We start from the raw sequence: 24,425 nt of genomic DNA, 5'->3' as shown, positions 1-24,425 counted from the left end.
GGATTATGTAGTTTTGTTTGCGTTGGTTTGTTAAAATTCTGCTAATTTATCGCAGGCATCCCGCCTGGATAAGGGAGATGAGATGAAGCAGGCATTTCGAGTAGCGTTAGGTTTTTTAATACTGTGGGCGTCCGTTCTTCACGCGGAAGTTCGCATCGAAATCACCCAAGGGGTCGACTCCGCTCGTCCGATTGGCGTGGTACCCTTTAAATGGGCTGGCCCAGGCACGCCTCCGGAAGACATTGGCAAGATTGTCGGCGCAGATTTGCGCAACAGCGGCAAATTCAACCCGATTGACGTGGCGCGCATGCCGCAGCAACCGACCACCGCGTCTGAAGTGACGCCGGCGGCCTGGACTGCATTGGGCATTGACGCGGTCGTGGTCGGCCAGGTGCAACCTGGCGCAGACGGCGGCTACCTGATCTCCTATCAGCTGGTGGACACTTCAGGTTCACCGGGCACCGTATTGGCGCAGAACCAGTATAAAGTGACCAAGCAATGGTTGCGTTATTCTGCTCATACCGCCAGTGACGAAGTGTTCGAGAAGCTGACCGGTATCAAGGGCGCATTCCGTACCCGTATCGCCTACGTAGTGCAGACCAACGGCGGCAAATTCCCGTATGAGTTGCGCGTAGCGGATTACGACGGTTACAACCAGTTTGTGGTACACCGTTCACCGGAACCGCTGATGTCCCCGGCCTGGTCGCCGGATGGCAGCAAACTGGCGTACGTGACCTTTGAAAGCGGCCGTTCTGCGTTGGTCGTACAGACCCTGGCTAACGGCGCTATCCGTCAGATCGCTTCGTTCCCGCGCCACAACGGTGCACCGGCGTTTTCGCCGGACGGCAGCCGTCTGGCCTTTGCGCTGTCTAAAAGCGGCAGCCTGAACCTGTATGTGATGAATCTCGGCTCTGGCCAGATCACGCAAATCACCGACGGGCGCAGCAACAATACCGAACCGACCTGGTTCCCGGATGGCCAGTCTCTGGCATATACCTCCGATCAGGGTGGCCGACCGCAGATTTATAAAGTCAGCGCCAGTGGCGGTGCGTCACAGCGTCTGACATGGGAAGGCTCTCAGAATCAGGATTCTGAAGTCAGCTCTGATGGTAAATTCCTGGTGATGGTGAGCTCCAATAGCGGCGCCCAGCATATCGCCAAACAAGATCTTGGATCGGGAGCCGTTCAAGTTTTAACCGGCACGTTCCTGGACGAAACGCCTAGTATTGCGCCAAATGGCACCATGGTGATCTATAGCTCCACGCAAGGTATGGGCTCCGTGCTGCAACTGGTATCGACTGATGGGCGTTTTAAAGCGCGTCTTCCGGCAACCGATGGACAGGTCAAATTCCCTGCCTGGTCGCCGTATCTGTGATGCATGTGTAAATATGTATGGCAAACTATAAAAGGATCAAAGAAATGCAACTGAACAAAGTGCTGAAAGGGCTTCTGCTGGCACTGCCAGTTCTGGCTGTAGCGGCTTGTAGTTCTAACAAAAGCGCAAACAACGACCAATCTGGTCTGGGCGCTGGCGCTGGCACTGGTACAGAAAACGGCAGCAGCAACCTGTCTTCTGAAGAACAAGCTCGTCTGCAGATGCAAGAACTGCAGAAGAACAACATTGTTTACTTCGGCCTGGACAAGTATGACGTGAGCTCCGAGTTCGCTCAGATGCTGGACGCGCACTCTGCATTCCTGCGTAACAACCCGTCTTACAAAGTGACCGTTGAAGGCCACGCGGACGAACGCGGCACGCCGGAATACAACATCGCTCTGGGCGAGCGTCGTGCTAACGCAGTTAAAATGTACCTGCAAGGCAAAGGCGTTTCAGCTGACCAGATCTCTATCGTTTCTTACGGTAAAGAAAAACCAGCAGTACTGGGCCACGACGAAGCGGCTTATGCTAAAAACCGTCGTGCCGTTCTGGTTTACTAAGAGAATCGCATGAACAGTAACTTCAGACGTCACTTGTTGAGTCTGTCGTTACTGGTTGGCGTAGCGGTCCCATGGGCCGCTACTGCCCAAGCGCCAATCAGTAATGTCGGCTCCGGCTCGGTCGAAGACCGTGTCACTTCACTTGAGCGTATCTCCAATGCTCAGGGCCAGCTTTTAAACCAACTCCAGCAGCAACTCTCTGACAACCAGCGCGATATTGACTCTCTCCGTGGGCAAATCCAGGAAAGCCAATATCAACTGAATCAGGTTGTTGAACGCCAGAAGCAGATCTATCAACAGATGGATAGCATCAGCCAGGGCGGCGCTCAGAGCTCCGCAGCCGCTGCGGGTGCCGCAGGTGGGGCAGCCGCGGCTGCTTCCTCCGACGGCGCTGACAGCGCGTCTGCGGGCGCCTCAGCGGCAGCACCGGCCAGTACGGGTGATGAAAACAGCGACTACAACGCCGCTGTTTCATTGGCGCTGGAAAAAAAACAGTATGATCAGGCGATCTCCGCTTTTCAGACCTTCGTAAAACAGTACCCAAAGTCTACTTACCAGCCCAACGCCAATTATTGGCTAGGGCAGTTGTTCTACAACAAGGGAAAGAAAGACGATGCGGCCTACTATTTTGCCGTCGTGGTGAAGAATTACGCAAAATCACCTAAGGCGCCGGACGCAATGTACAAGGTGGGTATCATCATGCAGGAAAAAGGGCAGGCCGATAAAGCCAAAGCCGTGTTCCAGCAGGTGATTAAACAATACCCAACCAGTGCTGCGGCCAAACAGGCGAAAAGTCGCGTTGCCGGTTAGTCAGCAAAAAAATGAGCCCAGAAATTAGTCTATCTGACCGCTTTCTGGGCTCATTCGTGTGAAGAACAAGCAGTTGAACCACTTGTTTTAAAATTTAAGTTGCGCTGCCAAGATAAATTAGTAATATATGCCGCCGTTGCCAAGACAACTTGCAAGATGTTAAAGCAGCTAGGAAATTGGGTCGTTAGCTCAGTTGGTAGAGCAGTTGACTTTTAATCAATTGGTCGCAGGTTCGAATCCCGCACGACCCACCAATTCCTGAAGTAGTAGCAGTAACCACACTAGTGGGTGATTAGCTCAGTTGGTAGAGCATCTCCTTTACACGGAGGGGGTCGGCGGTTCGAGCCCGTCATCACCCACCACTGCTGTGGGTCGTTAGCTCAGTTGGTAGAGCAGTTGACTTTTAATCAATTGGTCGCAGGTTCGAATCCCGCACGACCCACCATTTTTAGATGTGATTACGATGTGGAATCGTAAGGGTGAGGCCAAACGCCGAATTATCCCGCACGACCCACTGTTCCAGAGTTGTTTTTCCGCAATACAAATCCTCGGTTTTGTATTCGTAGTTCAGCAGTAAACCACGTCAGTGGGTCGTTAGCTCAGTTGGTAGAGCAGTTGACTTTTAATCAATTGGTCGCAGGTTCGAATCCCGCACGACCCACCATTTTAGACGTGATTACGATGTGGAATCGTAAGGGTGAGGCGCTAGCCGAATAACCCCGCACGCCCCACTCGTTATTGCAGTGAGTTTCTCTCCTGCTTACGCGGTTCAGCAGTAAACCACATCAGTGGGTCGTTAGCTCAGTTGGTAGAGCAGTTGACTTTTAATCAATTGGTCGCAGGTTCGAATCCCGCACGACCCACCATTCTTTCTGATATCTCAGCACTTTCCCCAAACCATAGCCTTGCATAACGCACGAATCCTGTGGGTGAGTAACCTGCGTTCAGGTTCGACAAAATTGCTTCGTCAATTTTGGGCAGCGCTTGCGCTGGCCCGAAGGGCGAGGCCAAAGGCCGAATCAATCCCGCACGACCCACCATTCTTTCTGATATCTCAGCACTTTCCCCAACCATAGCCTCGCATAACGCACGAATCCTGTGGGTGAGTAACCTGCGTTCAGGTTCGAACATTGCACCTGGCCATTCAAAGGCTGAATCAATCCTGCACCCTTAATCCATTCCCTTTCTCCTCAAAAATGCATTTTGCTTCCTGCAGATTCCCTGCTTTCATCAAAAATTCAATCCATTAAACGCTATGAACGTAATAATGAAAATATCAGCGGACTTTTGGCGGGTTTTTAGGTATTTTGTTTAGTATATAAAACGAGTGGCGGTTGCAAGTGGGGAAACCCGTGCAGCAGACACCCAGCCTAGCACAGAGACGATTGCAGCGATGAGTGAAATGTTTGATGTCAATGCGGCGGTGTACCCGTTCCCGCCCAAACCGGTGCCGCTGGACGTAGCGGAAAAGGCGTTTTATCGCGAGAAGATTAAAACCCTGCTCAGGCAGCGCAATGCGGTAATGGTGGCCCATTACTACACCGATCCGGAAATTCAGGCGCTGGCGGAAGAGACCGGCGGCTGCGTGGCGGACTCGCTGGAGATGGCGCGCTTTGGCAGCAATCACCCGGCTTCGACCTTGCTGGTCGCCGGCGTGCGCTTTATGGGGGAGACCGCCAAGATCCTCAGCCCGGAAAAACAGGTGCTGATGCCGACGCTGAACGCCGAGTGTTCGCTTGATCTCGGTTGCCCGGAAGACGAATTTCATGCATTTTGCGACAGCCACCCGGATCGCACCGTGGTGGTCTACGCTAATACTTCAGCCGCGGTCAAAGCGCGCGCGGATTGGGTGGTAACATCCAGCATCGCCGTAGAGTTGATAGAACACCTCGACAGCCTGGGCGAAAAAATCATCTGGGCGCCGGACCGCCATCTGGGCAACTATGTGCAAAAGCAGACGGGCGCCGACGTGCTGTGCTGGCAAGGGGCCTGTATCGTCCATGACGAGTTTAAAACCCAGGCGCTGATGCGCATGAAGGCCCTGTACCCGGAAGCGGCGATACTGGTGCATCCGGAGTCCCCACAGGCGGTGGTCGATTTGGCCGATGCGGTCGGTTCCACCAGCCAGCTGATTCAGGCGGCCAAAACGCTGCCCAACCCTCAGCTGATTGTTGCCACCGATCGCGGTATTTTTTATAAGATGCAGCAGGCCTGCCCGGACAAAGAACTGTTCGAGGCCCCGACCGCCGGCGAAGGCGCCACCTGCCGCAGCTGCGCGCACTGCCCGTGGATGGCGATGAACGGCCTTAAGGCGATTGCCGACGGGTTGGAGCAGGGCGGCGCGCTGCATGAAATCCACGTGGATGCCGCGCTGCGCGAAAAGGCGCTGATCCCGCTTAACCGGATGCTGGACTTTGCCGCGCAGCTGAAAATGCAGGTTAAAGGAAACGCCTGATTTAACCCTTTGATAAGGAAGAACAGATGAGCTTTTTCAGTACCAGCAATATATTGGTGCACATCCCGCTGGGGGCGGGCGGCTACGATCTGTCATGGATTGAAGCCATAGGTACCTTGTTCGGCCTGCTGTGCATCTGGTACGCCAGCAAAGAGAAAATTATCAACTATCTGTTCGGCCTGATTAACGTCACGCTGTTTGCGGTGATTTTCTTTCAGATCCAGCTTTACGCCAGCCTGTTGCTGCAGTTGTTCTTTTTTGTCGCCAATATTTACGGCTGGTATGCCTGGAGCCGCCAAACCCAGGACAATCAGGCCGAGCTGAAAATCCGCTGGTTGCCGTTACCGAAAGCATTGGCCTGGGCGGCGGTGTGCGTTATCGGCATTGCCCTGATGACCTTCAATATCGACAGAGTCTTTGCCTGGTTGACGCAGCTTGCGGTGACGGTAATGCAGGGAATGGGCCTCAGCGTGCAAATGCCGCAGCTGCAACCGGACGCTTTCCCGTTCTGGGACTCGGCGATGATGGTGTTGTCGATCGTGGCGATGGTTTTGATGACGCGCAAATACGTGGAAAACTGGCTGCTGTGGGTGGTGATTGACGTAATCAGCGTGGCGATTTTCGCCTACCAGGGCGTGTATGCCATGGCGCTGGAATACGTGATCCTGACGCTGATTGCGCTGAACGGTTCCTGGTTGTGGATCAAAAGCGCCGGTCGCAACCATTCCCGGCCGTTATCTTCCTCGACATAGCAAACGCAGAGGGCGCCAAACCGGCGCCCTCTTGCTTTTAGTGGTGATGGCCCAGATGTGAATGTGAGCCGGAATGTGAGTGGTCACTTGGCTCGGGTGCCCGGTTAATCCCGCAGTCCGGCGTATCGCAGTGCTGATATTCCATTTGAATGGTGACATGGCCGATCCGGTAGTGTTCCAGCAGATAAGCCTGAATGCGGCGCAGCAGGCCATCGTGGTCGTTGGGCGGTATCACTTGCGCATGCAACGTCATCAGTTTCTGTTCGCCAATCTGCCATACGTGAACGTGATGAATATTGCGCACCTCAGGAATATTAAGGCACAGGTCTTTTTGCAGTTTGTTGATATCCACCTCCTGCGGTGTGCCTTCCAGCAACTCGTGGAAGCTCTCTTTCAGCAGCCGCCAGGCGCTGCGCAGCACCAGACAGGACACCAGCACCGACAGTATCGGGTCAATCGGCGTCCAACCGGTGCTCAGGATCACAATGGCGGCAACGATGGCCCCCACCGAACCCAGCAAATCCCCCAACACATGCAACGCAGCGGCCCGCACGTTGATGTTCTTCTCTTCCGTACCGCGGTGCAGCAGCCAGAAGGCGAACAGGTTAGCCAGAAGCCCCGCTATGGCGATGATCAGCATCGGCGTACCCATCACCGGCTGTGGCTCGAAGAAACGCCGTATCGCTTCCCACAGGATGAATACCACGATCACCAACAGGGCGGCGGCATTGAGAAATGCCGCCAGCGTGGTCAGGCGCAAATAGCCGAAGGTATGGCGTGCGTTGGGTTTACGCTGTGAAAAGTGTACCGCCATCAGCGCCACCAGCAGCGCCGCCGCGTCGGTGAGCATATGGCCGGCATCGGCCAGCAGAGCCAGCGAGCCGGAAATCAGCCCGCCGGCCACTTCGGCGATCATAAATACCGCAGTGACTAAAAAAGCGGTCAGTAGGCGTTTACTATTACTGTCTTTTGGCAGGTGTGCCTGTGGGGAGTCCGTCATTATTTATCCTTATGCATAGCGAAATACGGCGCGTCAGTGCTGACCAGACCGTCCAGTTCTATCAGTATCTGTTCTACCAACGCACTCAATTCAGTATAGGCGGCCTGAGCCAGCACCCCTTCACGGCCGCTTTCCACCAATAATTGGCACCAGCTTGCCGCCGCCGGCCGTTGCAACATCAACAGGCTGCCCTTGATGCGATGTGCGGCCTGCCCAAGGTTCGGCCAGTCTTCGCTTTCCGCCGCCTGGTCAAGCCGTTGCAGGTCTTGTCGCAGAGTCGAGATCAGCGTGGTGGCCAGGCGTTGCGCCATCAGTTGATCATTGCCGGCCATATCGGCCAGCACCCGTTTTAGGTCAGTAAGGGCTAACTGCTGTTCCGGAGCCTGCGGTTGCTGTGGCAGTGCCTGAGCAATGGCGGCCAGTGAAATGGGTTTGGTCAAAAAGCGATCGACAGCCCCCCGTTCCTGTGGAATACGGGTAAATTCCTGCACGTCGGCCGAACAGAGAATAATCTGGCAGGCCGGACGATGATAACGCTGTTCATCGCGGCGTATCAGTCGCGCCAATGTCAGGCCGTCCGGGCGCGGCATGTTGTAATCGATAAACAGCAGGTCAAACGGTTGTCTGCGGTGAGCTTTCAGCAGTGCATAACCGTGCTCGAACAGCGCCGGTTGCAGGCCGAAGTGACGCAGTTGCCGTTCCATCAGCAGCAGGTTGGTCGGGTGATCGTCAATCAGCGCCACGCGCAGCGTGGAGGGCGACGGCAAGCTGAGCGGTGGGTCGGTCTGGTTGAGGGGGGCGGCATCCAGGGGAACCTGGGTGATCGGCACTGAAACCTTGACCTGCGTACCTATGCCGGGCTGTGATTGCAGCTCGATCCGGCCGCCCATTTGCTCGATAATTTCCTTGCAGATAGACAACCCCAGCCCGGTACCCTGCACCGATACGCGCTGTACGCCGCGGGCGCGGTAGAAGGGTTGGAACAGTTTGCCGATCTCATCGGCGGCGATGCCACAGCCGCTATCGGTCACCGTCAGCAACAACTCGCCCTGTTGTTTATCCTGCTCGCGCCAGTCGATATTGACCTGAATGCTGCCGCGGGGAGTGAATTTAATGGCATTATTTATCAGGTTGTTAGCCACTTGAAGTAAACGCTCACCATCAATAACGACGGCGGCAGGCAACAGGTTACTGGCGGTAACGCTCAAGGTTACCGGGCGCTCGCCGATCAACGGCTGATACAGTGCGCTGATATGGGCAACCCAGGGGTGCAGCGCCAGGGTTTTTGGCACCAGCGTCAAGGTTCCGGTTTCCAGCCGGGCGTAATCTTGTAAATCATTGAGCAGATTGAGCAAGGATGACGCCGAACTGTAAATGACTGGCAGCCCCTCCGGTATCGGCCGGCGTTTCAGCTCCAGTTCCAACAGGCCGAGGATGGCGTGCATGGGCGTGCGCAGTTCATGGCTGACGGTAGCCAAAAACTTGCTCTTCATCCGGTTCTCGGCTTCGGCGTGGCGGCGCGCCTGCTCGATCACTTCACGCTCGCGCTTTTCCCTTCGTTGCAAAATAAACCGGCGCAGTGTCAGCGCCAGCAGCAGCAGGATCGCCGCTGCGAGTAGCGCCAGCAGCCAGGTCGTTTGCGGTGGCATGCGGTTGTCGTTCACCGCATCGATCAGGTTGCTGCGGTCGACAATCCACTCGTCGCGCAGCGACTGCAGGGTTTCCGAGGGGATCTGCATCAGGTTTTTATCGAGGATAGCCAGTAGCAGCGGCTGATCCTGACGCACGCCGAACGCCACCGGGTAGGCGATGTTATTGGCGGCGAACGCCAGTTTTATTGCCCCGGAATAACGCGACAGGGCGATAAAGTTTGCCGAGATCACGTTATCCACCAGCGCATCCAATTGGCCGTTGGCCAGGGCGTCATACATCGCCTTGCTGTCGGCAAAGCGCACCGGCTCTTCGTTAGGCGGTACCAGCCCCTGCGCCAGATCGCCTTGCAGTACGCCGATGCGCTTGCCGGCCAGATCGTTCCAGGTAGAAATTCCGTTGGCGTACTGACCGACGTAAACCCCCCACAGCGAACGGTGAATCGGCATGCTGGTGCTGTAACGTGCCTTAACGCCGCGCGCCAGCGGCAGAGCGGTGCGGAAACTGGCCTGGCCGGACAGCACCAGTTGGTCTGCCTGTTCGGCATTGCGCGCCCATAACGGAGCAAAACGCAGCCCGGTGTTTTGCGCAATGATATTGAGTATGTCGATCGCGTAGCCGCGCGGCTGACCGTCGGAGCCGCGATAGGCGAACGGGAAGTTATTCTCTATGGCGGCGTAATAAACGGTGCGGTGCTCTTCTACCCAGTCTTTTTCCATCTGCGTTAGATCGGCGTTGCCGGTATCGAGATAGCTGGGGATCTTTTTGCTCCAGCGGCCTTGAATGGCATTCATCAACTCCATGGGCGTATCGGCGATAGCGATGTTAAGAGTATCGATCAGCGCCGGATTGGCGGCGGCGAAGACGAACGACAGGTTACCGAGATTGACCGTGCTTTCGATCTGATAAAGCTGACCAAGCTGCAACTGGTCAATAATAAAACTGGCGCTGGCTTCGTCGGCAATAAAGTAATCGCTGCTGCCGTTCAGCAAGGCATACACCGCCTGCAGGTTATTGTCATAACGCTGCACGTGGGAAGACACTGCCTTCAGCGCGTTACCGGCCTGCATATCGGTCAGGGTACTGATCGCCACTCGCGCATCGGCGGAGTTAAGCATCACCTGGCGGTTATTGCTCCGATCGCGCAATACGCGCAGGTTACTGACGTAATAAGGCTGGGAGATTTTCAGATCCTCCAGCGCCTCATTCTGCGGAATGCCGTACACCAGATCGATAACGCCGCCGTGCAGCGCCTGTTCGAGCTGCGCCAGATCGGCGAAGCCGTAAATCTGAAAACGGATGCCGGTGACCTGCTGGATATAACCGAGGTAGTCGGCGTTCAACCCGTACAGGTCGTCATCCACAATAATGTTATAGGGGCTGGCATTCTCGCTGATGATACCCACGCGCAGCGTAGCGCCACGCCAGGGATTTTTCTCGCTGGCGATCAGCATATCCGCCGGAATATTCAGGCTGCTGACCAACCGATAAGACACCGGTTGCGCAGCGTATGCGACGTTGCCGAGGTTGAACAGCATCGCCAACAGCAGCAGAACGCCACGCATCATGGCGTCAGTTCTCTAAATACCGCCACCAGCTCCAACAGGTTGCCGGCGCCGGTTTTGCGCAAAATATTCTTCTTGTGGGTGCTGACGGTTTTGTTGCTGATGCTCAACATCTCGGCAATTTGCAGATTGGACAACCCCTTGCTGAGCAGACCGAGGATTTGCAGTTCTTTGGGCGTCAGTAGCGTTCCCGCTGCCGACTGCGTTTCTTCCGCCATCGCGCCGGCAGGAAAACTAGGCTCCCCGGCCAGCACGGTTTCAATGGCCTGCACCAACTGTTCGAGTCGGCTGCCTTTATGCACAAATCCGTTAGCGCCGGCCGCCCAGGCCATGTGTGCGTAAATCTCTTCTTCTTGCGCGGTATAGATCAGGATCGGTTGCTGCGGATAATGGCGGCGGATTTTTTTCAGCAGTTGCAAGCCGTCTGACTGCGGCAGGCCGATATCCAGAATGACCAGCGAAAAATCGGCGGTGGCCAATTGGGCCAAGGCCTGCACGTCGTCCTCTACCGCCTGCAGGCTATAAGAACGGGAAGACTTCATTAGCGCCGCTTCCAGTGCGACATGAACCACCGGGTGGTCATCAACTAATAACAGAGAAGGCATGGTTTGGCTCAAATAGCGGTATCCTGATCGCTAGCATAGCGAAAAAGGAGCCACTGCGCTCTCCCGATGAAACAGCACAATCTACTGATAATTTGGTCGTTCAGCCGGGAGGCGGCTAAGGTGATTTACAGCGCTACCCTCACAGGCTAAATTGGTGAGATCCACGCTTTGTGAAATACCGCCCCTCGATACCGAATGGAAAAGTTATGAATTACCAAAATGATGATTTACGCATTAAAGAAATTAAGGAACTCCTGCCACCGGTGGCCCTGTTAGAGAAGTTTCCGGCCACTGAACGTGCAGCTGAGACGGTGTCCCTGGCGCGCAGTGCAATTCACAAGATCCTTCGCGGTAACGACGATCGCCTGTTGGTGGTCATCGGCCCATGTTCGATCCACGACACCAAAGCGGCAAAAGAGTATGCCGAGCGCTTGCTGACGCTGCGCCAGGAACTGAGCGGCGAACTGGAGGTGGTGATGCGCGTTTACTTTGAAAAACCGCGTACCACCGTGGGTTGGAAAGGGCTGATCAACGATCCGCAGATGGATAACAGCTTCCAGATCAACGACGGTCTGCGCCTGGCCCGCAAGCTGTTGTTGGATATCAACGATAGCGGCTTGCCGGCTGCGGGGGAATTCCTCGACATGATCACCCCGCAGTACCTGGCGGATCTGATGAGCTGGGGTGCGATCGGTGCACGTACCACGGAATCCCAGGTACACCGCGAGCTGTCTTCCGGCCTGTCTTGCCCGGTTGGTTTCAAGAACGGTACCGACGGCACCATCAAAGTGGCGATTGACGCCATCAACGCGGCCAGCGCACCGCACTGTTTCCTGTCGGTGACCAAATGGGGCCACTCGGCGATCGTTAACACCAGCGGTAACGGCGATTGCCACATTATCCTGCGCGGCGGCAAAGAGCCGAACTACAGCGCGGCGCATGTGAAAGAAGTCAAAGACGGCCTGGTCAAAGCGGGCCTGCCGGCACAGGTGATGATCGATTTCAGCCACGCCAACAGCAGCAAGCAGTTCAAAAAGCAGCTGGAAGTGAATGCGGACGTGTGCAAACAGGTAGCCGGCGGTGAAAAAGCGATTATCGGCGTGATGATCGAAAGCCATCTGGTGGAAGGCAACCAGAATCTGGAAAGCGGCGAGCCGCTGGTCTATGGCAAGAGCGTGACAGACGCTTGCATCGGCTGGGAAGACACTGAGACCGTGCTGCGTGAGTTGGCGGCGGCAGTGAAAGCACGCCGCACCTAATATCCCCGTCGTCTTTCAAGCCGCAGCGTTGTTACCTGCTTACAAGGCCCATCCATGGTCCTTGCCCTTTTAGGGCCGCTGCAAGCAGCGTTCAAATCTGTTCCCGACAGATTTGTCGCTCACCCCAGTTACTTACTCATGTAAGCGCCTGGGGATGAGCGAGTTGGTCGCCTAGCTGCAACTTGAAAGCTATAGGGGATAGAATGGGGAGTTTCTTAATAAAAAAAGCCCCCGGCCAAAAAACGGGGGCTTTTTAGATCAACGGGCGAAAATTACTTCGCTTTACCCTGGTTTGCCACGGCGGCCGCTTTAGCAGCGATCTCGTCGGCATTGCCCAGATAGTAACGTTTGATTGGCTTGAAGTTTTCGTCGAATTCATACACCAACGGCACGCCGGTTGGGATGTTCAGTTCGAGGATCTCATCTTCGCTCAGGTTATCCAGGTATTTCACCAGCGCACGCAGCGAGTTGCCGTGAGCGGCAACGATAACGCGCTCGCCGCTTTTGATGCGTGGCAGAATTTCTTCGTCCCAGTAAGGGATCACGCGATCGATGGTCAGAGCCAGGCTTTCGGTCAGCGGCAGCTCTTGTTCGGTCAGCGCTGAGTAGCGTGGATCGTGGCCCGGGTAACGCTCATCATCTTTGGTCAGCTCTGGTGGAGTTACGGCGAAGCCGCGACGCCATTGCTTAACCTGCTCGTCACCGTATTTTTCAGCGGTTTCAGCCTTGTTCAGACCCTGCAGCGCACCGTAGTGGCGTTCGTTCAGCTTCCAGGATTTTTCGGTCGGCAGCCAGGCCTGATCCAGTTCGTCCAGAATGTTCCACAGGGTATGGATCGCGCGCTTCAGTACGGAGGTGTAAGCAAAGTCAAAAGAGAAACCTTCATCTTTCAACAGCTTGCCTGCTGCTTTCGCTTCGGTGCGACCTTTGTCGGACAGATCAACATCATACCAACCGGTAAAGCGGTTTTCGTTGTTCCACTGGCTTTCGCCGTGACGCACCAGAACCAGCTTAGTTACAGCCATAGCTTAACTCCTTAATAATCTGACATTTCAATGATAACGAAAATCATTATATTGCCGTGGCCGGTGGCTCGGCAATCGATAGTGTCTAACCATAGCCAATTTCTTGTCGCAAAGTAAGTGCTGTTCCGAGGAAAAAGCTGAATCGATCAGGCGGGCGTCACGAGGGAAACCGGCACGGCGGAATGAGATCCGGCCGCACCGTGGGAGAAGGGGGATCAGGCTGCTTTTTTCAGGCAACTGCTCATAAAGGTTTTACGCTCGTCGCCTTTCAGGCTTTTAGCTTTGGCGTCGGCGTTGCAGGTTTTCATTTTCTGCTGTTGCGGCGTCAGGGTTTTCGCTGCAGCGGAACCTTCCGCCTTCAGGCAGGTGCTCATGAAGGTGGTGCGATCCGCGCCTTTCAGCGTTTTGGTGGAGGCTTGTTGATTACAATCGGTCATGCGCTTTTGTTGTGCAGCCTGCGCCGGCGAAGGCGTTTTTGTTGCGGTTGCGGTATCGGCAGCCATCAGGTTGGTGCTCAGCAGTAAACCCGCCAGTAAAGGGAGTGCAGTAATCAGACGCATAGGTGTTCCTTCAGCTATTGGCCAGAGATGGCCGAAAATTGTGACGCAGCACAAGACGTTGTGCTTATCACCGTAGCCTGATTCTAGTGTGCGCTTTGGAATAAGGAAAGGCAGGTGCCGGTGGGGCCGGCGTGTAAAAAGGTAAGCATTTATAACAAACGGCCCCTGGCCGTATGGCAAGGGGCGCGACGGGTCAGATAGGATAAAACTGATAATGGGTGGCGCTTTGATATTGCTGCCCCGGTTTGAGCCAACAGTCCGGCTGCGGCCATTCCGGGTGGTGCGGGCTGTCCGGCAAAAACTCGCTTTCCAGCGCCACGCCGGCGTAACTGGCGTAGTTGCCGCCGTCACGCGCCGGCGTACCGTCCAGGTAATTGCCGCTGTACAGTTGCAGCGCCGGTGCGCTGGTGAATACGCTCATTTGCACCTGACCATCGGCCGACCACAGATGTGCCGCCGGGCAGTCCAGCGCACCGCAGGTACGGTGCAGCAGATAGGCATGATCATAGCCTTTTACCCGCTGTTGATCGCGGTCGCGCAGAAAATCCTGCAGCAGCGTTTTCGGGTGGCGGAAATCCATGCCACTGCCTTCCACCGGCGTGAGTTCGGCGTTGGGTATGCCCTCGCTGTCGACCGGCAGATAAAGGTCGGCAAACAGTTGCAGCCGTTGCCGGCGGGCGTCGGTGCCGGCGCCATCCAGGTTGAAATACGCATGGTTGGTCAGATTGACCGGGCAGGCGCGATCGGTCCGGGCCTGATAACTGATTTCCAAGCGGTTATCGGCAGTGAGCCGGTAATTGACCTGAACGTCGAGGTTACCGGGAAATCCCTGGTCGCCGTCGGGTGAATGCAACGCGTAGCTCACCTGTTGGGTATCTTGCTGAACAATCCGCCAGCGGCGGGCGTTGAAGCCTTCCGGCCCACCATGCAGTTGGTGTTCCCCTTGATTGGCGAGCAGCGGATGCGGCTTGTTGCCGACCAGCAGACTGGCGTAGGCGATGCGGTTGGCATAGCGCCCGACGGTGGCGCCAAGATAGGCCGCCTGCCGCTGATAGTCCGCCGGTGTCCGGCAACCCAACAGCAGTTCACGCGTTTCGCCCGATTTCAACGGCAGCATGGCGGAAAGCCAGGTGGCGCCCCAATCCATCAGCGAGATCGTCATCCCACCGGCGTTTTGCAACCGGGTTAGCTGGTAAGGCTGGCCATCAGGGGCCAGCTGCAGGCTCTCCGTCAGCATATCCCGGCCCCCGCTGATGCCTTGCAAACGTAAAAGGTTTCTTTCAGTCCATTGGTTTGCAAAGGATATTCGCGCGCTACCGTCTCGCGCACCGGCTCCACCAGTTCTTGCGGCATCAGCGCCACTATGCAGCCGCCAAAGCCGCCGCCGGTCATGCGCACGCCGCCGCGATCGCCGATAACGTTTTTGACGATCTCCACCAATTGGTCGATCGGCGGTACGGTAATGGCAAAGTCATCCCGCATTGAAGCGTGAGATTCCGCCATCAGCCTGCCCATCAGTTTCATATCGCCCGCCGCCAGTGCATCTGCGGCGGCCAAGGTGCGATCGTTTTCAGTGATCACGTGGCGCGCTCGCTTGGCGACGATCGGATCCAATTCATGCTGGATCGGGAAGAACAGCTCCGGGCTGACGTCGCGCAGTGCCTTGACGCCGAAGAAGCGCGCGGCGGCTTCGCATTGTTCGCGACGGGTGTTGTATTCGCTGTCCACCAGCCCGCGCTTCACGTTGGAGTTGATGATCACCACGGCAATATTTTCCGGGACCGACACCGCACGGGTCTCCAGTGAACGACAGTCGATCAGTAATGCATGATCCTGTTCACCTAGCGCGGAAATCAGCTGATCCATGATCCCGCAATTGCAGCCGACAAACCGGTTCTCCGCCTCCTGGCCATTCAAAGCCAGCGCTACGCCATCCAGCGGCAGTTCATACAATGCCTGCATCACCTGGCCAACGGCCACTTCCAGCGAGGCGGAAGAGCTGAGGCCGGCACCTTGCGGCACGTTGCCGGCGATCACCAGATCCGCGCCGCCAAAATTGGCGTTGCGAAGTTGCAGGTGTTTGATCACGCCGCGCACGTAATCGGACCAAAGCTGGTCCGGGTGGCTGACGATCGGAGCGTCGAGCGAGAATTGATCCTGCTGGCCGTCGTAATCGGCTGCGATCACTCGGATCTGGCGATCGTCACGTCTGGCACCGGCGATCACCGTTTGGTAATCAATGGCGCACGGCAACACGAAACCGTCGTTATAGTCGGTATGTTCACCGATCAAATTCACCCGCCCTGGAGCCTGAATGGTCAGCGCGGGGGCGTAACCAAAGCGTTCGGTAAAAATGGTGTGGGTAATATTTTTCAAACTCATTATTTGGCTCCGGCTTCACGGTAATGAATATCGTTAACGGCGCGCAGACGTTCTGCCGCCTGCTCTGCAGTCAGATCTCGCTGGGTTTCCGCCAGCATCTCGTAACCCACCATAAATTTACGCACCGTGGCGGAGCGCAGCAGCGGCGGATAGAAATGCGCATGCAACTGCCAGTGGCGGTTATCCGCATCGTTGAACGGCGCACCGTGCCAGCCCATGGAATAAGGGAAAGAACACTGGAACAGATTGTCGTAGCGGCTGGTCAGTTTTTTCAGCGCGACGGCCAGGTCACTGCTCTGCGCGGCGCTCAGATCGGTAATGCGCTGCACGGCGGCCTTCGGCAGCAGCAGCGTTTCAAACGGCCAGGCGGCCCAGTAAGGCACTACGGCCAGCCAGTGCTCGGTTTCTACTACCGTCCGGCTGCCGTCAGCGAGTTCACGCTGTACGTAGTCCACCAGCAGGGGGGACTGATGCTGTTGGAAATATTCGCGCTGCAGGCGATCTTCATGTTCGACTTCGTTCGGCAGGAAGCTGTTGGCCCAGACCTGGCCATGCGGGTGCGGGTTGGAGCATCCCATCGCCGCCCCTTTGTTTTCAAATACCTGCACCCACGGATAGCTGCGCCCGAGATCGGCAGTTTGCTCCTGCCAGGTGGCAATCACTCGCTCCAGTGCCGCAAGCGTCAGTTCCGGTAAGGTTTTACTGTGATCGGGGGAGAAGCAGATGACCCGGCTGGTGCCGCGCGCGCTTTGGCAGCGCATGAGCGGATCCTGGCTTTCCGGAGCCTGCGGCGTATCCGTCATCAGCGCGGCGAAGTCATTGGTGAACACATAGGTGTCCTGATAATCCGGGTTTTTATCGCCGGTCACACGGGTATTGCCTGGGCAGAGGAAGCAGTCCGGATCATGTTGCGGCAGCCTTTCCTGCTGCGCGGATTCCTGTTGACCCTGCCATGGGCGCTTGGCGCGGTGCGGCGATACCAACACCCATTGACCGGTCAGCGGGTTATAGCGGCGATGGGGATGATCGATGGGATTAAAATCCGTCATTGCGGTTCCTTTTTCTTGGCTGGTGCGGCTGAATGTAATCGCTTTCATCAATGCCGGGCGCACCCTTTACAGATTAAAATGGATAACGATGCGCAAAAAGATAGCATGCCCGACAGAGTAAAAAGGTGATCCAGAGCGAAAAATGGAATCGTTTACACTTGGGTGCAGCAAGAAGGGATACAGGACAGGCAGCAGGGGTTACAGGGCGGTGCAGGGAGGGGGAGAAGCAGGATGATAGCGTTTTCATCCATATCGCCGGCAGGGGGATCCCTGCCGGCTGAGAATATCAGGGATGTTGATACAGTGGATAAGTGAATAACAGCAGATGCGTGAGGTTAAGCCCGAAATGGAACAGGATCGGCACCCACAGGCGGCCGCTCCACATCCATGCCAGGCCGTAAATCAAGCCGGCAAGCGTGGCAAATACCACCATCAGCATGCCGCCGGCCAGGTGCGCGGCGCCAAACACCAGCGCTGCAATAATCAAGGCCGGCCAGGCGCCCAGCCACTGGCTAAGGCGCTGTTGCAAATAACCGCGGAACAGCGCTTCTTCCGCCATACAGACGAAGAACAGGTTGGCCATCACAAACGCCAGGATCCAGCCCGGTGCATGCAGTTCAATCTTCAAGCCGCCGAGCGCCACCGCCACCAGCAGTAAGGCAGGTACTGCCACTATCAGCGCGATCCAAGCGGTTTTACCGACGCTTTTACCGGTTTCAGCGGCAAACAATGTCGGCAGGCAGGCAAACAACAGGAATGGCACCAGCGCCTTGTCGAAGTTGTAATACATGGTGAAAGGCGCGCTGAGCGGGCCGGGTTTTTCACCGTCGATCATCAACTGGTTATGGAACCCCGGCACCAGATGCAAGAATAACGCCACGCAGCTTGTCACCACCAGCACTTCTAGCGGCACCGCCAGATTAGGTTGGGCGCGGTAATGGTGCCGCAGGCCGGCCAGTGCAGCAATGACCAACACGCAGCCCAGGCTGAGCGGGGTCAATACCCCGTGGTACATCCCCATGCCCGCCGATGCGGCCAGAAATAACCAGGCAATCAGCCGGTTAAATGGCAAAAAGAATAACGAAATCGAAAGTACGCCCCACATAGCTCTATCCCTTTAAAATATGCACACAGCGCTCAGTGCCTGTGCGGCGTGTGAGTATGGCGAAGTTGAGCGCTACGATGAATAGTAACATAGAGAGGTTACAGCAAAGGTCCGGACAGTGATCTGAAGTGAGTTTATTCGGCAGCCGTCTGATTTATCCTTTCATCCAGGCCTGCGAACGGGTGATTTCCGCCAGGTTTTGCAAAATATCCAGGCTTTGCTGATGTATCTCCTCGCTCGGCGCGGCGCACAAATCCTGCAATACGGTGACCTGAAAACCGGCATCGTGCGCCTGTCGCGCGGTGCTTTCAATTGCCAGCGGGGTACTGACGCCCCCCAGCAACAGGTGATGGCAACGATGCTGCTGCAACCAGGCTAACAAATTGTTACCGGCAAAGGCGGAAACGGCATTCTTTTCGAATTGAAAATCCACCGGCAACACCTGTAAAGCCTTGTCCCATTGGCAACCGGGGCCGCTCAAACGCAGGGCGCCTATCTGCTTAAGGTGGTTGAACAAGGGAGAGTGGGGAGGGATATCGTGATAATCGTCGGCAAACCCCACGCGTACCCAAATCACCGGAATTTTGCGCACGCGCGCGTAGGCTGCGGCAGCATTGGTGTTGGCAATCAGGTTATGCGCCACCACCTGTTCACGGCAATGATTCGCGCGCCCCTTGGGGCCAATCAGATCCTCAATCAGATCGATAATAATCAGTGCAGCGGACATAGCCTCTCCAAAAATGAATCCTTCATCCCTTTATGATAAAAGGCCCACTGCGATGTGTTGCGGAGGAAGTGTTGCCGGATATGTCATCGGAGGAGCGCCGGGCCCCCCTCCGCAGGATAATCCGGGATATCAGGCCAACCGATCGTGCTGATAGCGGTAACCGTCACCGTCGGGCAAAAAGCTCAGGCGGTGAGTAATGCACTGTGGCGCGTCTTCCGCATGGTGGGAAACAAACAGCAATTGGGTGGCACCCTGGCCGATCAGCACGTCGACAAAGCGGCGCACCAGTTGGCGATTGAGCGGATCCAGGCCTTGCAGCGGTTCGTCGAGGATCAGTAACGCCGGGTGCTTGACCAGCGCACGGGCTATCAACGCCAGCCGCTGTTGACCCCAGGACAAACTGTGAAACGGCATATCGCCGCGTGAACCGCCCAACCCCAATAGCGCCAACCATTGGTCGGCCAATTGCTGCTGCCGGTCAGACACGGCCTGATAGATGCCGATGGAGTCGAAAAAGCCGGACAGGATCACGTTGCGGACGTTCGAACTGACGCGATAGTCCAGATGCAGGCTGCTGCTGACGTAGCCGATATGGCGTTTGATGTCCCAGATGGTTTCTCCGCTGCCGCGACGGCGGCCGAACAGGGTAAGATCGTTGCTGTAGCCCTGTGGGTGATCGCCGGTGATCAGGCTGAGCAGGGTAGATTTACCGGCACCGTTCGGGCCAACGATTTGCCAGTGCTCACCGGGGTTAACCTGCCAGTCGAGATGATTAAGGATGGGGCGATCGTTGTAACTGACCACCCCGTCACGCAGCACGATTAACGGTTGATCCGCCGGCAAGGCGGATTTCTGGGCCGGATCCTCGGTTTCCGGCAGCGCCAGACCATCCAGGTTCTCGCTGTGCGCCAATTGCGCCACCAGCGCGTCCGCCATTACCTGTTGGCGCGTGCCCTGGCTTGCCAGCGTGCAATCCGCCAACACCCCCACCTGCCGGATAAAGTCCGGTACCTCGTCAAAACGGTTGAGCACCAGCACCAGGGTGTAACCCTGTTCGGAGAGATCGCTCAACAGCGCAGCCAACTGCGCACGGGAATTCACGTCCAACCCGTCGAAGGGTTCATCCAGGATCAGCAAGTCGGGCTGCGGCATCAATGCTCTGCACAGCAAGGTCTTGCGTGTTTCGCCGGTGGAAAGGTACTTGAAACGGCGCGATAGCAGCGCAGTTATGCCGAACTGTGCGGCCAGTTGCGCGCAGCGCTCCGGGTTTTTCACTTCTTCTTGAATGATTTCCGCCGCGGTGCGGCCGGTGTCTTCTTCGCCGGGGCTGAGCAGGTCGGTATTGTTGCGTTGCCATTCGTCGCTGACCAGTTTTTGCAACTGTTCGAAGGAGATGCGCACCTGGCGGCTGAAATCGCTGCGACGTTCGCCGCTCAGCAATACCAGCTCATCGGCCAGCGCACGCGCCAGGGCAGATTTTCCGCTGCCGTTGGCACCGACGAAGGCCCAACTGTCGCCAGACTGAATCTCCAGCGCATCCAGCGTCAGGGTTCGGGTATCACTTAAGCGAAATGAACCTTGCGAAATGTGCAACCATGACATTACCTATTCCTTATTGTGCAATTATTTGATTTAGAAATAGGCGTATTGGCGTGTGAAGTCAATCGGCAAAAACGCAACGTTATGTTGCGTTTAACACAACGTGGCGACAATCACCCGGTCGGCGTTAAACAGGGCGTGTACCGCGCTGCCGGGCTGCAATTTAAGCTGTTGCAGCTCCTGATTGGCCACCGTGGCGCACAGGGTTTCGCCGCCCGCAAGTGTCACCAGCACTTCGCTGTGATCGGCACCTGGCTGGATGCTGGCCACCACGCCCGCCAGCGCATTGTCCGCCGCCCCGACGAGGGCCGGATCGCTATTCAGTTTCACCCACGGCGCTTTGATCAGCGCCAGCACTTCCTTGCCGGGGGCGAGTTGCAGCCGGTCGGCGCTCTGTTGGGTAAGCGCCGCGCTGAGGCGAGTTTTTCCGTCGCTCAGTAAAATATCCAGATGCTGCTGCACCTGCTGGTGGTCGCGCTCGATGACGGTGCCGAAGAACTGGTTACGCGCGCTGGTTTGCAGCGAAAAGCGGGAAATCGCCGCCAGCAGGCTGTCGAGCGGCAGGTTGTCTTGCTGCAGCACGTCGAAGGCTTTTTGCTGGATTTGGCCCAGCAGATCGTAAAGCTGGATCAGCCGTTCACCGTAGTGGGTGACCTGAGCGCCGCCGCCACCCTTGCCGCCGGTGGCGCGTTCCACCACCGTTTGCTCCGCCAGTTGGTTCATTTCGTTAATGGCGTCCCAGGCGCTTTTATAGCTGATGCCCGCCAGTTTGGCGCCCTGGCTGATGGAGCCGGTGTGCCGGACCTGCTTGAGCAGCGCGATGCGGCGTGGATCGGCGAACAGTTTTTGCTGGAGTTTTAGGGTGAGGAGGATTTCGGCCTGCATAACGCGTCCTGTCGGCTGCAAAAGCCTTATTGTCGCCGATTTGCCGGCAAAGCGCCAAAATGGCACGTTTGGCCGGTTACAAATCCCGAACGGTGTTTAAAATAACCCCGTTTTAGCGGCTATTTTAGTTTAGAATAGCTCTTGCGTAGCGGTGCCGATTACCGCTCAATGGGCAGTTAAGTGAGGCTACCATGTTGGAATTACTGGAAAGTTTGCTGTTTGCCATAGTGATGGTGCCGGTTGTTATGGCCATCATTCTTGGTCTGATCTACGGTTTGGCGGAAGTGTTCAACATTTTCTCCAAAGTGGGCCGCGCGAAAGAAAACCGCACTCAGCACTGATCGTCACCCATACCCATCTCAATGCCCGCCGGCGCCGTTCGGCGGGTGTATCTCAAGATATCTCTTCCCCTGCCGATAAACCGCATGACAAGCTTCTGCGCAACGTTATATTATTTTTTATATAACGAAGAGCGGTATTGCACATTAACTTGCGGAGAACACCATGAAACAGCAATGGACTAAATGGGTCGGCGGTATTGTATTGGCATCGGGTTTGGTCATGCAGGCCTCTGCGGCGGAGAAAATTACCGTTTTTGCTGCAGCATCCCTGACTAACGCGCTGCAGGATATCGCGACCCAGTATCAGAAAGGCAAGGATGTGCAGGTGGTTTCTTCATTCGCTTCGTCTTCTACGCTGGCACGCCAGATTGAGCAGGGCGCTCCGGCCGATCTGTTTATCTCTGCCGATCAGCAGTGGATGGACTACGCTATCGACAAGCAGCAGATGGTCAAAGAGACGCGGTATACGCTATTGGGTAACGAACTGGTGCTGATCGCCGGCAAAGACGGCAAGCAGGGTAAAATCACGCTTAACAAACAGACCGACTGGGTGAAGCTGTTGAACGGTGGTCGCCTGGCGGTGGGCGATCCGGACCATGTACCGGCGGGGATCTACGCCAAAGAAGCGCTGCAGAACCTCGGTGTTTGGGCCGCACTTGAGCCTGAACTGGCGCGGGCCAACAACGTACGCAGCGCAATGGCGCTGGTGGAGCGCGGCGAGGCGCCGTTGGGCATTGTTTATGGCTCGGATGCGGTGGCCAGTGATAAAGTCAGCGTCGTGGGCGTCTTCCCGGAAGACAGCCACAAACCGGTTGAATACCCGATGGCGGTGGTTAAAGACCATCAAACGCCGGCCGTCAGCGCTTTCTACAACTATCTGAAAAGCCCGCAAGCGGCGGCTATTTTTCAACATTATGGATTTTCCCCGCGTAAATGATTCTGAGTGAGTACGAGTGGCAGGCCGTTGAACTGAGCCTGAAAGTGTCCGCCGTGGCGGTGGCTTGCAGCTTGCCTTTCGGCATTCTGATGGCCTGGATCCTGGTGCGCTGCCGTTTCCCCGGCAAATCGCTGCTGGACAGCATTATCCACCTGCCGCTGGTGTTACCGCCGGTGGTGGTCGGCTACCTATTGCTGATCGCCATGGGGCGGCGCGGTGTGATTGGCGAATGGCTGTATGACTGGTTCGGTTTCAGTTTCAGCTTTAGCTGGCGCGGTGCGGCGCTGGCTTCCGCCGTGGTGGCGTTTCCGCTGATGGTGCGCGCCATCCGGCTGGCGCTGGAGGCGGTGGATACCCGCCTTGAACAGGCTGCCCGCACTCTGGGTGCCAATCCGTGGCGGGTGTTTTTCACCATTACGCTGCCGCTATCGCTGCCTGGGGTTATCGTCGGCGTGGTGCTGGGTTTTGCCCGCTCGCTGGGGGAGTTCGGCGCCACCATTACTTTTGTCTCCAATATTCCCGGCGAAACGCGCACCATTCCGCTGGCGATGTATACCCTGATTGAAACGCCGGGGGCGGAAGCTGCCGCCGCGCGCCTGTGCGTGATTGCCATAGTGTTGTCGCTGGTTTCACTGATGGTTTCCGAGTGGCTGGCCCGCTGGGGCCGCAAACGTATGGGTATCTAAATGCTGGAGCTGGATTTTTCCCAACGCCTTGGCGATCTCGACCTCAACGTGCGCGCGGATCTGCCCGCTCAAGGCATTACCGCCATTTTTGGCCTGTCCGGCGCCGGTAAAACCTCCTTAATCAACGCCATTGGCGGCCTGACGCGTTTGCAGCAGGGGCGCATAGCGCTCAATGGCCGTACGCTGGTGGACACCGCCAGCGGCCTGTGCCTGCCGCCGGAAAAACGCCGTATCGGCTACGTGTTTCAGGATGCGCGCCTGTTCCCGCATTATCGGGTGCGCGGCAACCTGCAATACGGCATGGCGGCCGGCATGCGCGCGCAGTTCGACGGCATCGTTGAGCTGTTGGGCATCGGTCCCTTGCTCAACCGGCTGCCGCTGACCTTGTCCGGCGGTGAAAAACAACGGGTGGCGATTGGCCGCGCCTTGCTGACCGCCCCGGAACTGCTGTTGATGGACGAACCGCTGGCGTCGCTGGATCTGCCGCGCAAACGCGAACTGCTGCCGTATCTGGAGCGGCTGGCGCAGGACGTCAATATCCCGATCCTCTACGTCAGCCACAGCATGGACGAAATTCTGCGCCTGGCGGAACAGGTGATGGTGCTGGATAACGGCCAGGTTCGGGCATTCGGCGGGCTGGAAGAGGTTTGGGCCAGCAGCGCGCTGCGGCCTTGGTTGCAGCGGGAAGATCAAAGCAGCGTGTTGCGCGTCAGCGTGATCGAACATCACTCGCGCTATGCCATGACCGCACTGGCGCTGGGCGATCAGCGCCTGTGGGTCAGCGGTGTCGATGCTCCACTGGGGGCACAACTGCGTATCCGCATCAACGCCGCCGACGTTTCGCTGGTGTTGCAGCCGCCGGTTAACAGCAGCATTCGCAACGTTTTGCCGGCCAGGGTGACCGAGTGTCTGGAGGTTGACGGGCAGGTGGAGGTGAAGCTGGCGGTAGGGGAAAGCGTGCTGTGGGCGCGTATTACGCCGTGGGCGCGTGACGAGCTGGCGATCCGGCCGGGGCTGTGGCTGTATGCTCAGGTGAAAAGCGTATCGATCAGTCGCGAGGCGCGTTGAATACGGCCCTCCCGCAAGGGGAGGGCGAGG

22 protein-coding genes, 5 tRNA genes and 1 other RNA gene are annotated in these 24,425 nt (G+C 56.7%); 16 read left to right on the top strand and 12 right to left on the bottom strand.

Annotation, left to right across the window (positions count from 1 at the left end; genetic code table 11):
* The first annotated feature begins 82 nt into the window (after positions 1-82).
* The 11 genes from tolB (at position 83) to pnuC (ending at position 5,952) form a co-directional block, all read left to right on the top strand.
* Positions 83-1,375, top strand: coding sequence for a Tol-Pal system beta propeller repeat protein TolB (tolB, locus tag D4100_RS08270; RefSeq protein WP_119804003.1), 1,293 nt, complete (start codon positions 83-85; stop codon positions 1,373-1,375).
* 44 nt (positions 1,376-1,419) lie between these two features.
* A complete protein-coding gene (gene pal / locus D4100_RS08265) occupies positions 1,420-1,935 on the top strand; it encodes a peptidoglycan-associated lipoprotein Pal (RefSeq protein WP_013811931.1) in 516 nt (171 codons plus the stop codon).
* A gap of 9 nt (positions 1,936-1,944) precedes the next feature.
* Positions 1,945-2,745 carry a cell division protein CpoB gene (cpoB, locus tag D4100_RS08260; RefSeq protein ID WP_065505971.1) on the top strand — a complete coding sequence of 267 codons (801 nt, stop codon included), beginning with the start codon at positions 1,945-1,947 and terminating at the stop codon, positions 2,743-2,745.
* Positions 2,746-2,923: 178 nt separating this feature from the next.
* Positions 2,924-2,999 (top strand) — tRNA-Lys (locus tag D4100_RS08255).
* A 32-nt stretch (positions 3,000-3,031) separates the two neighbouring features.
* Positions 3,032-3,107 (top strand) — tRNA-Val (locus D4100_RS08250).
* Positions 3,108-3,114: 7 nt separating this feature from the next.
* Positions 3,115-3,190, top strand: a tRNA-Lys gene (locus D4100_RS08245).
* A gap of 143 nt (positions 3,191-3,333) precedes the next feature.
* Positions 3,334-3,409, top strand: a tRNA-Lys gene (locus D4100_RS08240).
* A gap of 126 nt (positions 3,410-3,535) precedes the next feature.
* Positions 3,536-3,611 (top strand) — tRNA-Lys (locus D4100_RS08235).
* A 43-nt stretch (positions 3,612-3,654) separates the two neighbouring features.
* A non-coding RNA gene (locus D4100_RS08230) (RtT sRNA) lies at positions 3,655-3,785 on the top strand.
* A gap of 353 nt (positions 3,786-4,138) precedes the next feature.
* A complete protein-coding gene (gene nadA / locus D4100_RS08225) occupies positions 4,139-5,200 on the top strand; it encodes a quinolinate synthase NadA (RefSeq protein WP_065505972.1) in 1,062 nt (353 codons plus the stop codon).
* Positions 5,201-5,226: 26 nt separating this feature from the next.
* Positions 5,227-5,952: a nicotinamide riboside transporter PnuC gene (gene pnuC / locus D4100_RS08220; RefSeq protein ID WP_119804001.1), complete on the top strand. Its 726-nt coding sequence runs from the start codon at positions 5,227-5,229 to the stop codon at positions 5,950-5,952.
* A gap of 37 nt (positions 5,953-5,989) precedes the next feature.
* On the opposite strand, the gene zitB is transcribed toward pnuC, so the two are convergent.
* From zitB to D4100_RS08205, 3 genes are read right to left on the bottom strand one after another with little or no spacing between them, the layout of a single operon-like run.
* On the bottom strand, positions 5,990-6,952 hold the full coding sequence (gene zitB / locus D4100_RS08215; RefSeq protein WP_065505974.1) for a CDF family zinc transporter ZitB: 963 nt from the start codon (positions 6,950-6,952) through the stop codon (positions 5,990-5,992).
* Positions 6,952-10,170 carry an ATP-binding protein gene (locus D4100_RS08210; protein WP_119803999.1) on the bottom strand — a complete coding sequence of 1,073 codons (3,219 nt, stop codon included), beginning with the start codon at positions 10,168-10,170 and terminating at the stop codon, positions 6,952-6,954. Before D4100_RS08210 ends, zitB begins: the two co-directional genes overlap by 1 nt.
* Positions 10,167-10,772: a response regulator gene (locus D4100_RS08205; protein WP_119804127.1), complete on the bottom strand. Its 606-nt coding sequence runs from the start codon at positions 10,770-10,772 to the stop codon at positions 10,167-10,169. Before D4100_RS08205 ends, D4100_RS08210 begins: the two co-directional genes overlap by 4 nt.
* Before the next feature lie 206 nt (positions 10,773-10,978).
* Between D4100_RS08205 and aroG the strand changes: the two genes are divergently transcribed.
* Positions 10,979-12,031 carry a 3-deoxy-7-phosphoheptulonate synthase AroG gene (gene aroG / locus D4100_RS08200; RefSeq protein WP_065505976.1) on the top strand — a complete coding sequence of 351 codons (1,053 nt, stop codon included), beginning with the start codon at positions 10,979-10,981 and terminating at the stop codon, positions 12,029-12,031.
* Between the two features lie 272 nt (positions 12,032-12,303).
* Here aroG and gpmA read toward each other — a convergent pair whose 3' ends face one another.
* The 9 genes from gpmA to modE all read right to left on the bottom strand — a co-directional run bounded on the left by gpmA (position 12,304) and on the right by modE (position 21,363).
* The gene (gpmA, locus tag D4100_RS08195; protein WP_065505977.1) at positions 12,304-13,056 is read right to left on the bottom strand and encodes a 2,3-diphosphoglycerate-dependent phosphoglycerate mutase; all 753 of its coding nucleotides are present in this window, start codon (positions 13,054-13,056) and stop codon (positions 12,304-12,306) included.
* Between the two features lie 215 nt (positions 13,057-13,271).
* Positions 13,272-13,616 carry a PsiF family protein gene (locus D4100_RS08185; RefSeq protein WP_119803995.1) on the bottom strand — a complete coding sequence of 115 codons (345 nt, stop codon included), beginning with the start codon at positions 13,614-13,616 and terminating at the stop codon, positions 13,272-13,274.
* Positions 13,617-13,809: 193 nt separating this feature from the next.
* Positions 13,810-14,853 carry a galactose-1-epimerase gene (gene galM / locus D4100_RS08180; RefSeq protein ID WP_119803993.1) on the bottom strand — a complete coding sequence of 348 codons (1,044 nt, stop codon included), beginning with the start codon at positions 14,851-14,853 and terminating at the stop codon, positions 13,810-13,812.
* The gene (gene galK / locus D4100_RS08175) at positions 14,847-15,998 is read right to left on the bottom strand and encodes a galactokinase (RefSeq protein WP_119803991.1); all 1,152 of its coding nucleotides are present in this window, start codon (positions 15,996-15,998) and stop codon (positions 14,847-14,849) included. Before galK ends, galM begins: the two co-directional genes overlap by 7 nt.
* Positions 15,998-17,047 carry a galactose-1-phosphate uridylyltransferase gene (gene galT, locus D4100_RS08170; RefSeq protein ID WP_119804126.1) on the bottom strand — a complete coding sequence of 350 codons (1,050 nt, stop codon included), beginning with the start codon at positions 17,045-17,047 and terminating at the stop codon, positions 15,998-16,000. Before galT ends, galK begins: the two co-directional genes overlap by 1 nt.
* A gap of 286 nt (positions 17,048-17,333) precedes the next feature.
* Complete coding sequence (locus D4100_RS08165; protein WP_119803989.1) at positions 17,334-18,152, bottom strand: CPBP family intramembrane glutamic endopeptidase; 819 nt, start codon at positions 18,150-18,152, stop codon at positions 17,334-17,336.
* Between the two features lie 154 nt (positions 18,153-18,306).
* Positions 18,307-18,879, bottom strand: coding sequence for a cysteine hydrolase family protein (locus D4100_RS08160; protein ID WP_065505982.1), 573 nt, complete (start codon positions 18,877-18,879; stop codon positions 18,307-18,309).
* 129 nt (positions 18,880-19,008) lie between these two features.
* Positions 19,009-20,481: a molybdate ABC transporter ATP-binding protein ModF gene (gene modF / locus D4100_RS08155; RefSeq protein WP_119803987.1), complete on the bottom strand. Its 1,473-nt coding sequence runs from the start codon at positions 20,479-20,481 to the stop codon at positions 19,009-19,011.
* Between the two features lie 90 nt (positions 20,482-20,571).
* Positions 20,572-21,363, bottom strand: a complete 792-nt coding sequence (modE, locus tag D4100_RS08150) for a molybdenum-dependent transcriptional regulator (RefSeq protein ID WP_065505984.1) — start codon at positions 21,361-21,363, stop codon at positions 20,572-20,574.
* A gap of 191 nt (positions 21,364-21,554) precedes the next feature.
* On the opposite strand from modE, the gene D4100_RS08145 reads away from it, so the two are divergent.
* The 4 genes from D4100_RS08145 to modC all read left to right on the top strand — a co-directional run bounded on the left by D4100_RS08145 (position 21,555) and on the right by modC (position 24,395).
* On the top strand, positions 21,555-21,704 hold the full coding sequence (locus D4100_RS08145; protein ID WP_065505985.1) for an AcrZ family multidrug efflux pump-associated protein: 150 nt from the start codon (positions 21,555-21,557) through the stop codon (positions 21,702-21,704).
* Positions 21,705-21,867: 163 nt separating this feature from the next.
* Positions 21,868-22,641 (top strand): molybdate ABC transporter substrate-binding protein, encoded by a 774-nt coding sequence (modA, locus tag D4100_RS08140; protein WP_119803985.1) that lies wholly within the window; start codon positions 21,868-21,870, stop codon positions 22,639-22,641.
* Entirely contained in the window at positions 22,638-23,327 is a 690-nt protein-coding gene (gene modB / locus D4100_RS08135; protein ID WP_065505987.1) for a molybdate ABC transporter permease subunit, read from the top strand. The genes modA and modB overlap by 4 nt, the downstream gene beginning before the upstream one ends.
* A complete protein-coding gene (gene modC, locus D4100_RS08130; protein ID WP_065505988.1) occupies positions 23,328-24,395 on the top strand; it encodes a molybdenum ABC transporter ATP-binding protein ModC in 1,068 nt (355 codons plus the stop codon).
* Positions 24,396-24,425: the final 30 nt, after the last annotated feature.

The organism is Serratia inhibens (assembly GCF_003591175.1).
Classification (GTDB): domain Bacteria; phylum Pseudomonadota; class Gammaproteobacteria; order Enterobacterales; family Enterobacteriaceae; genus Serratia; species Serratia inhibens.
The sequence above is the reverse complement of the archived record's forward strand: the minus strand, read 5'-3'. Positions and strand labels throughout refer to the sequence as shown.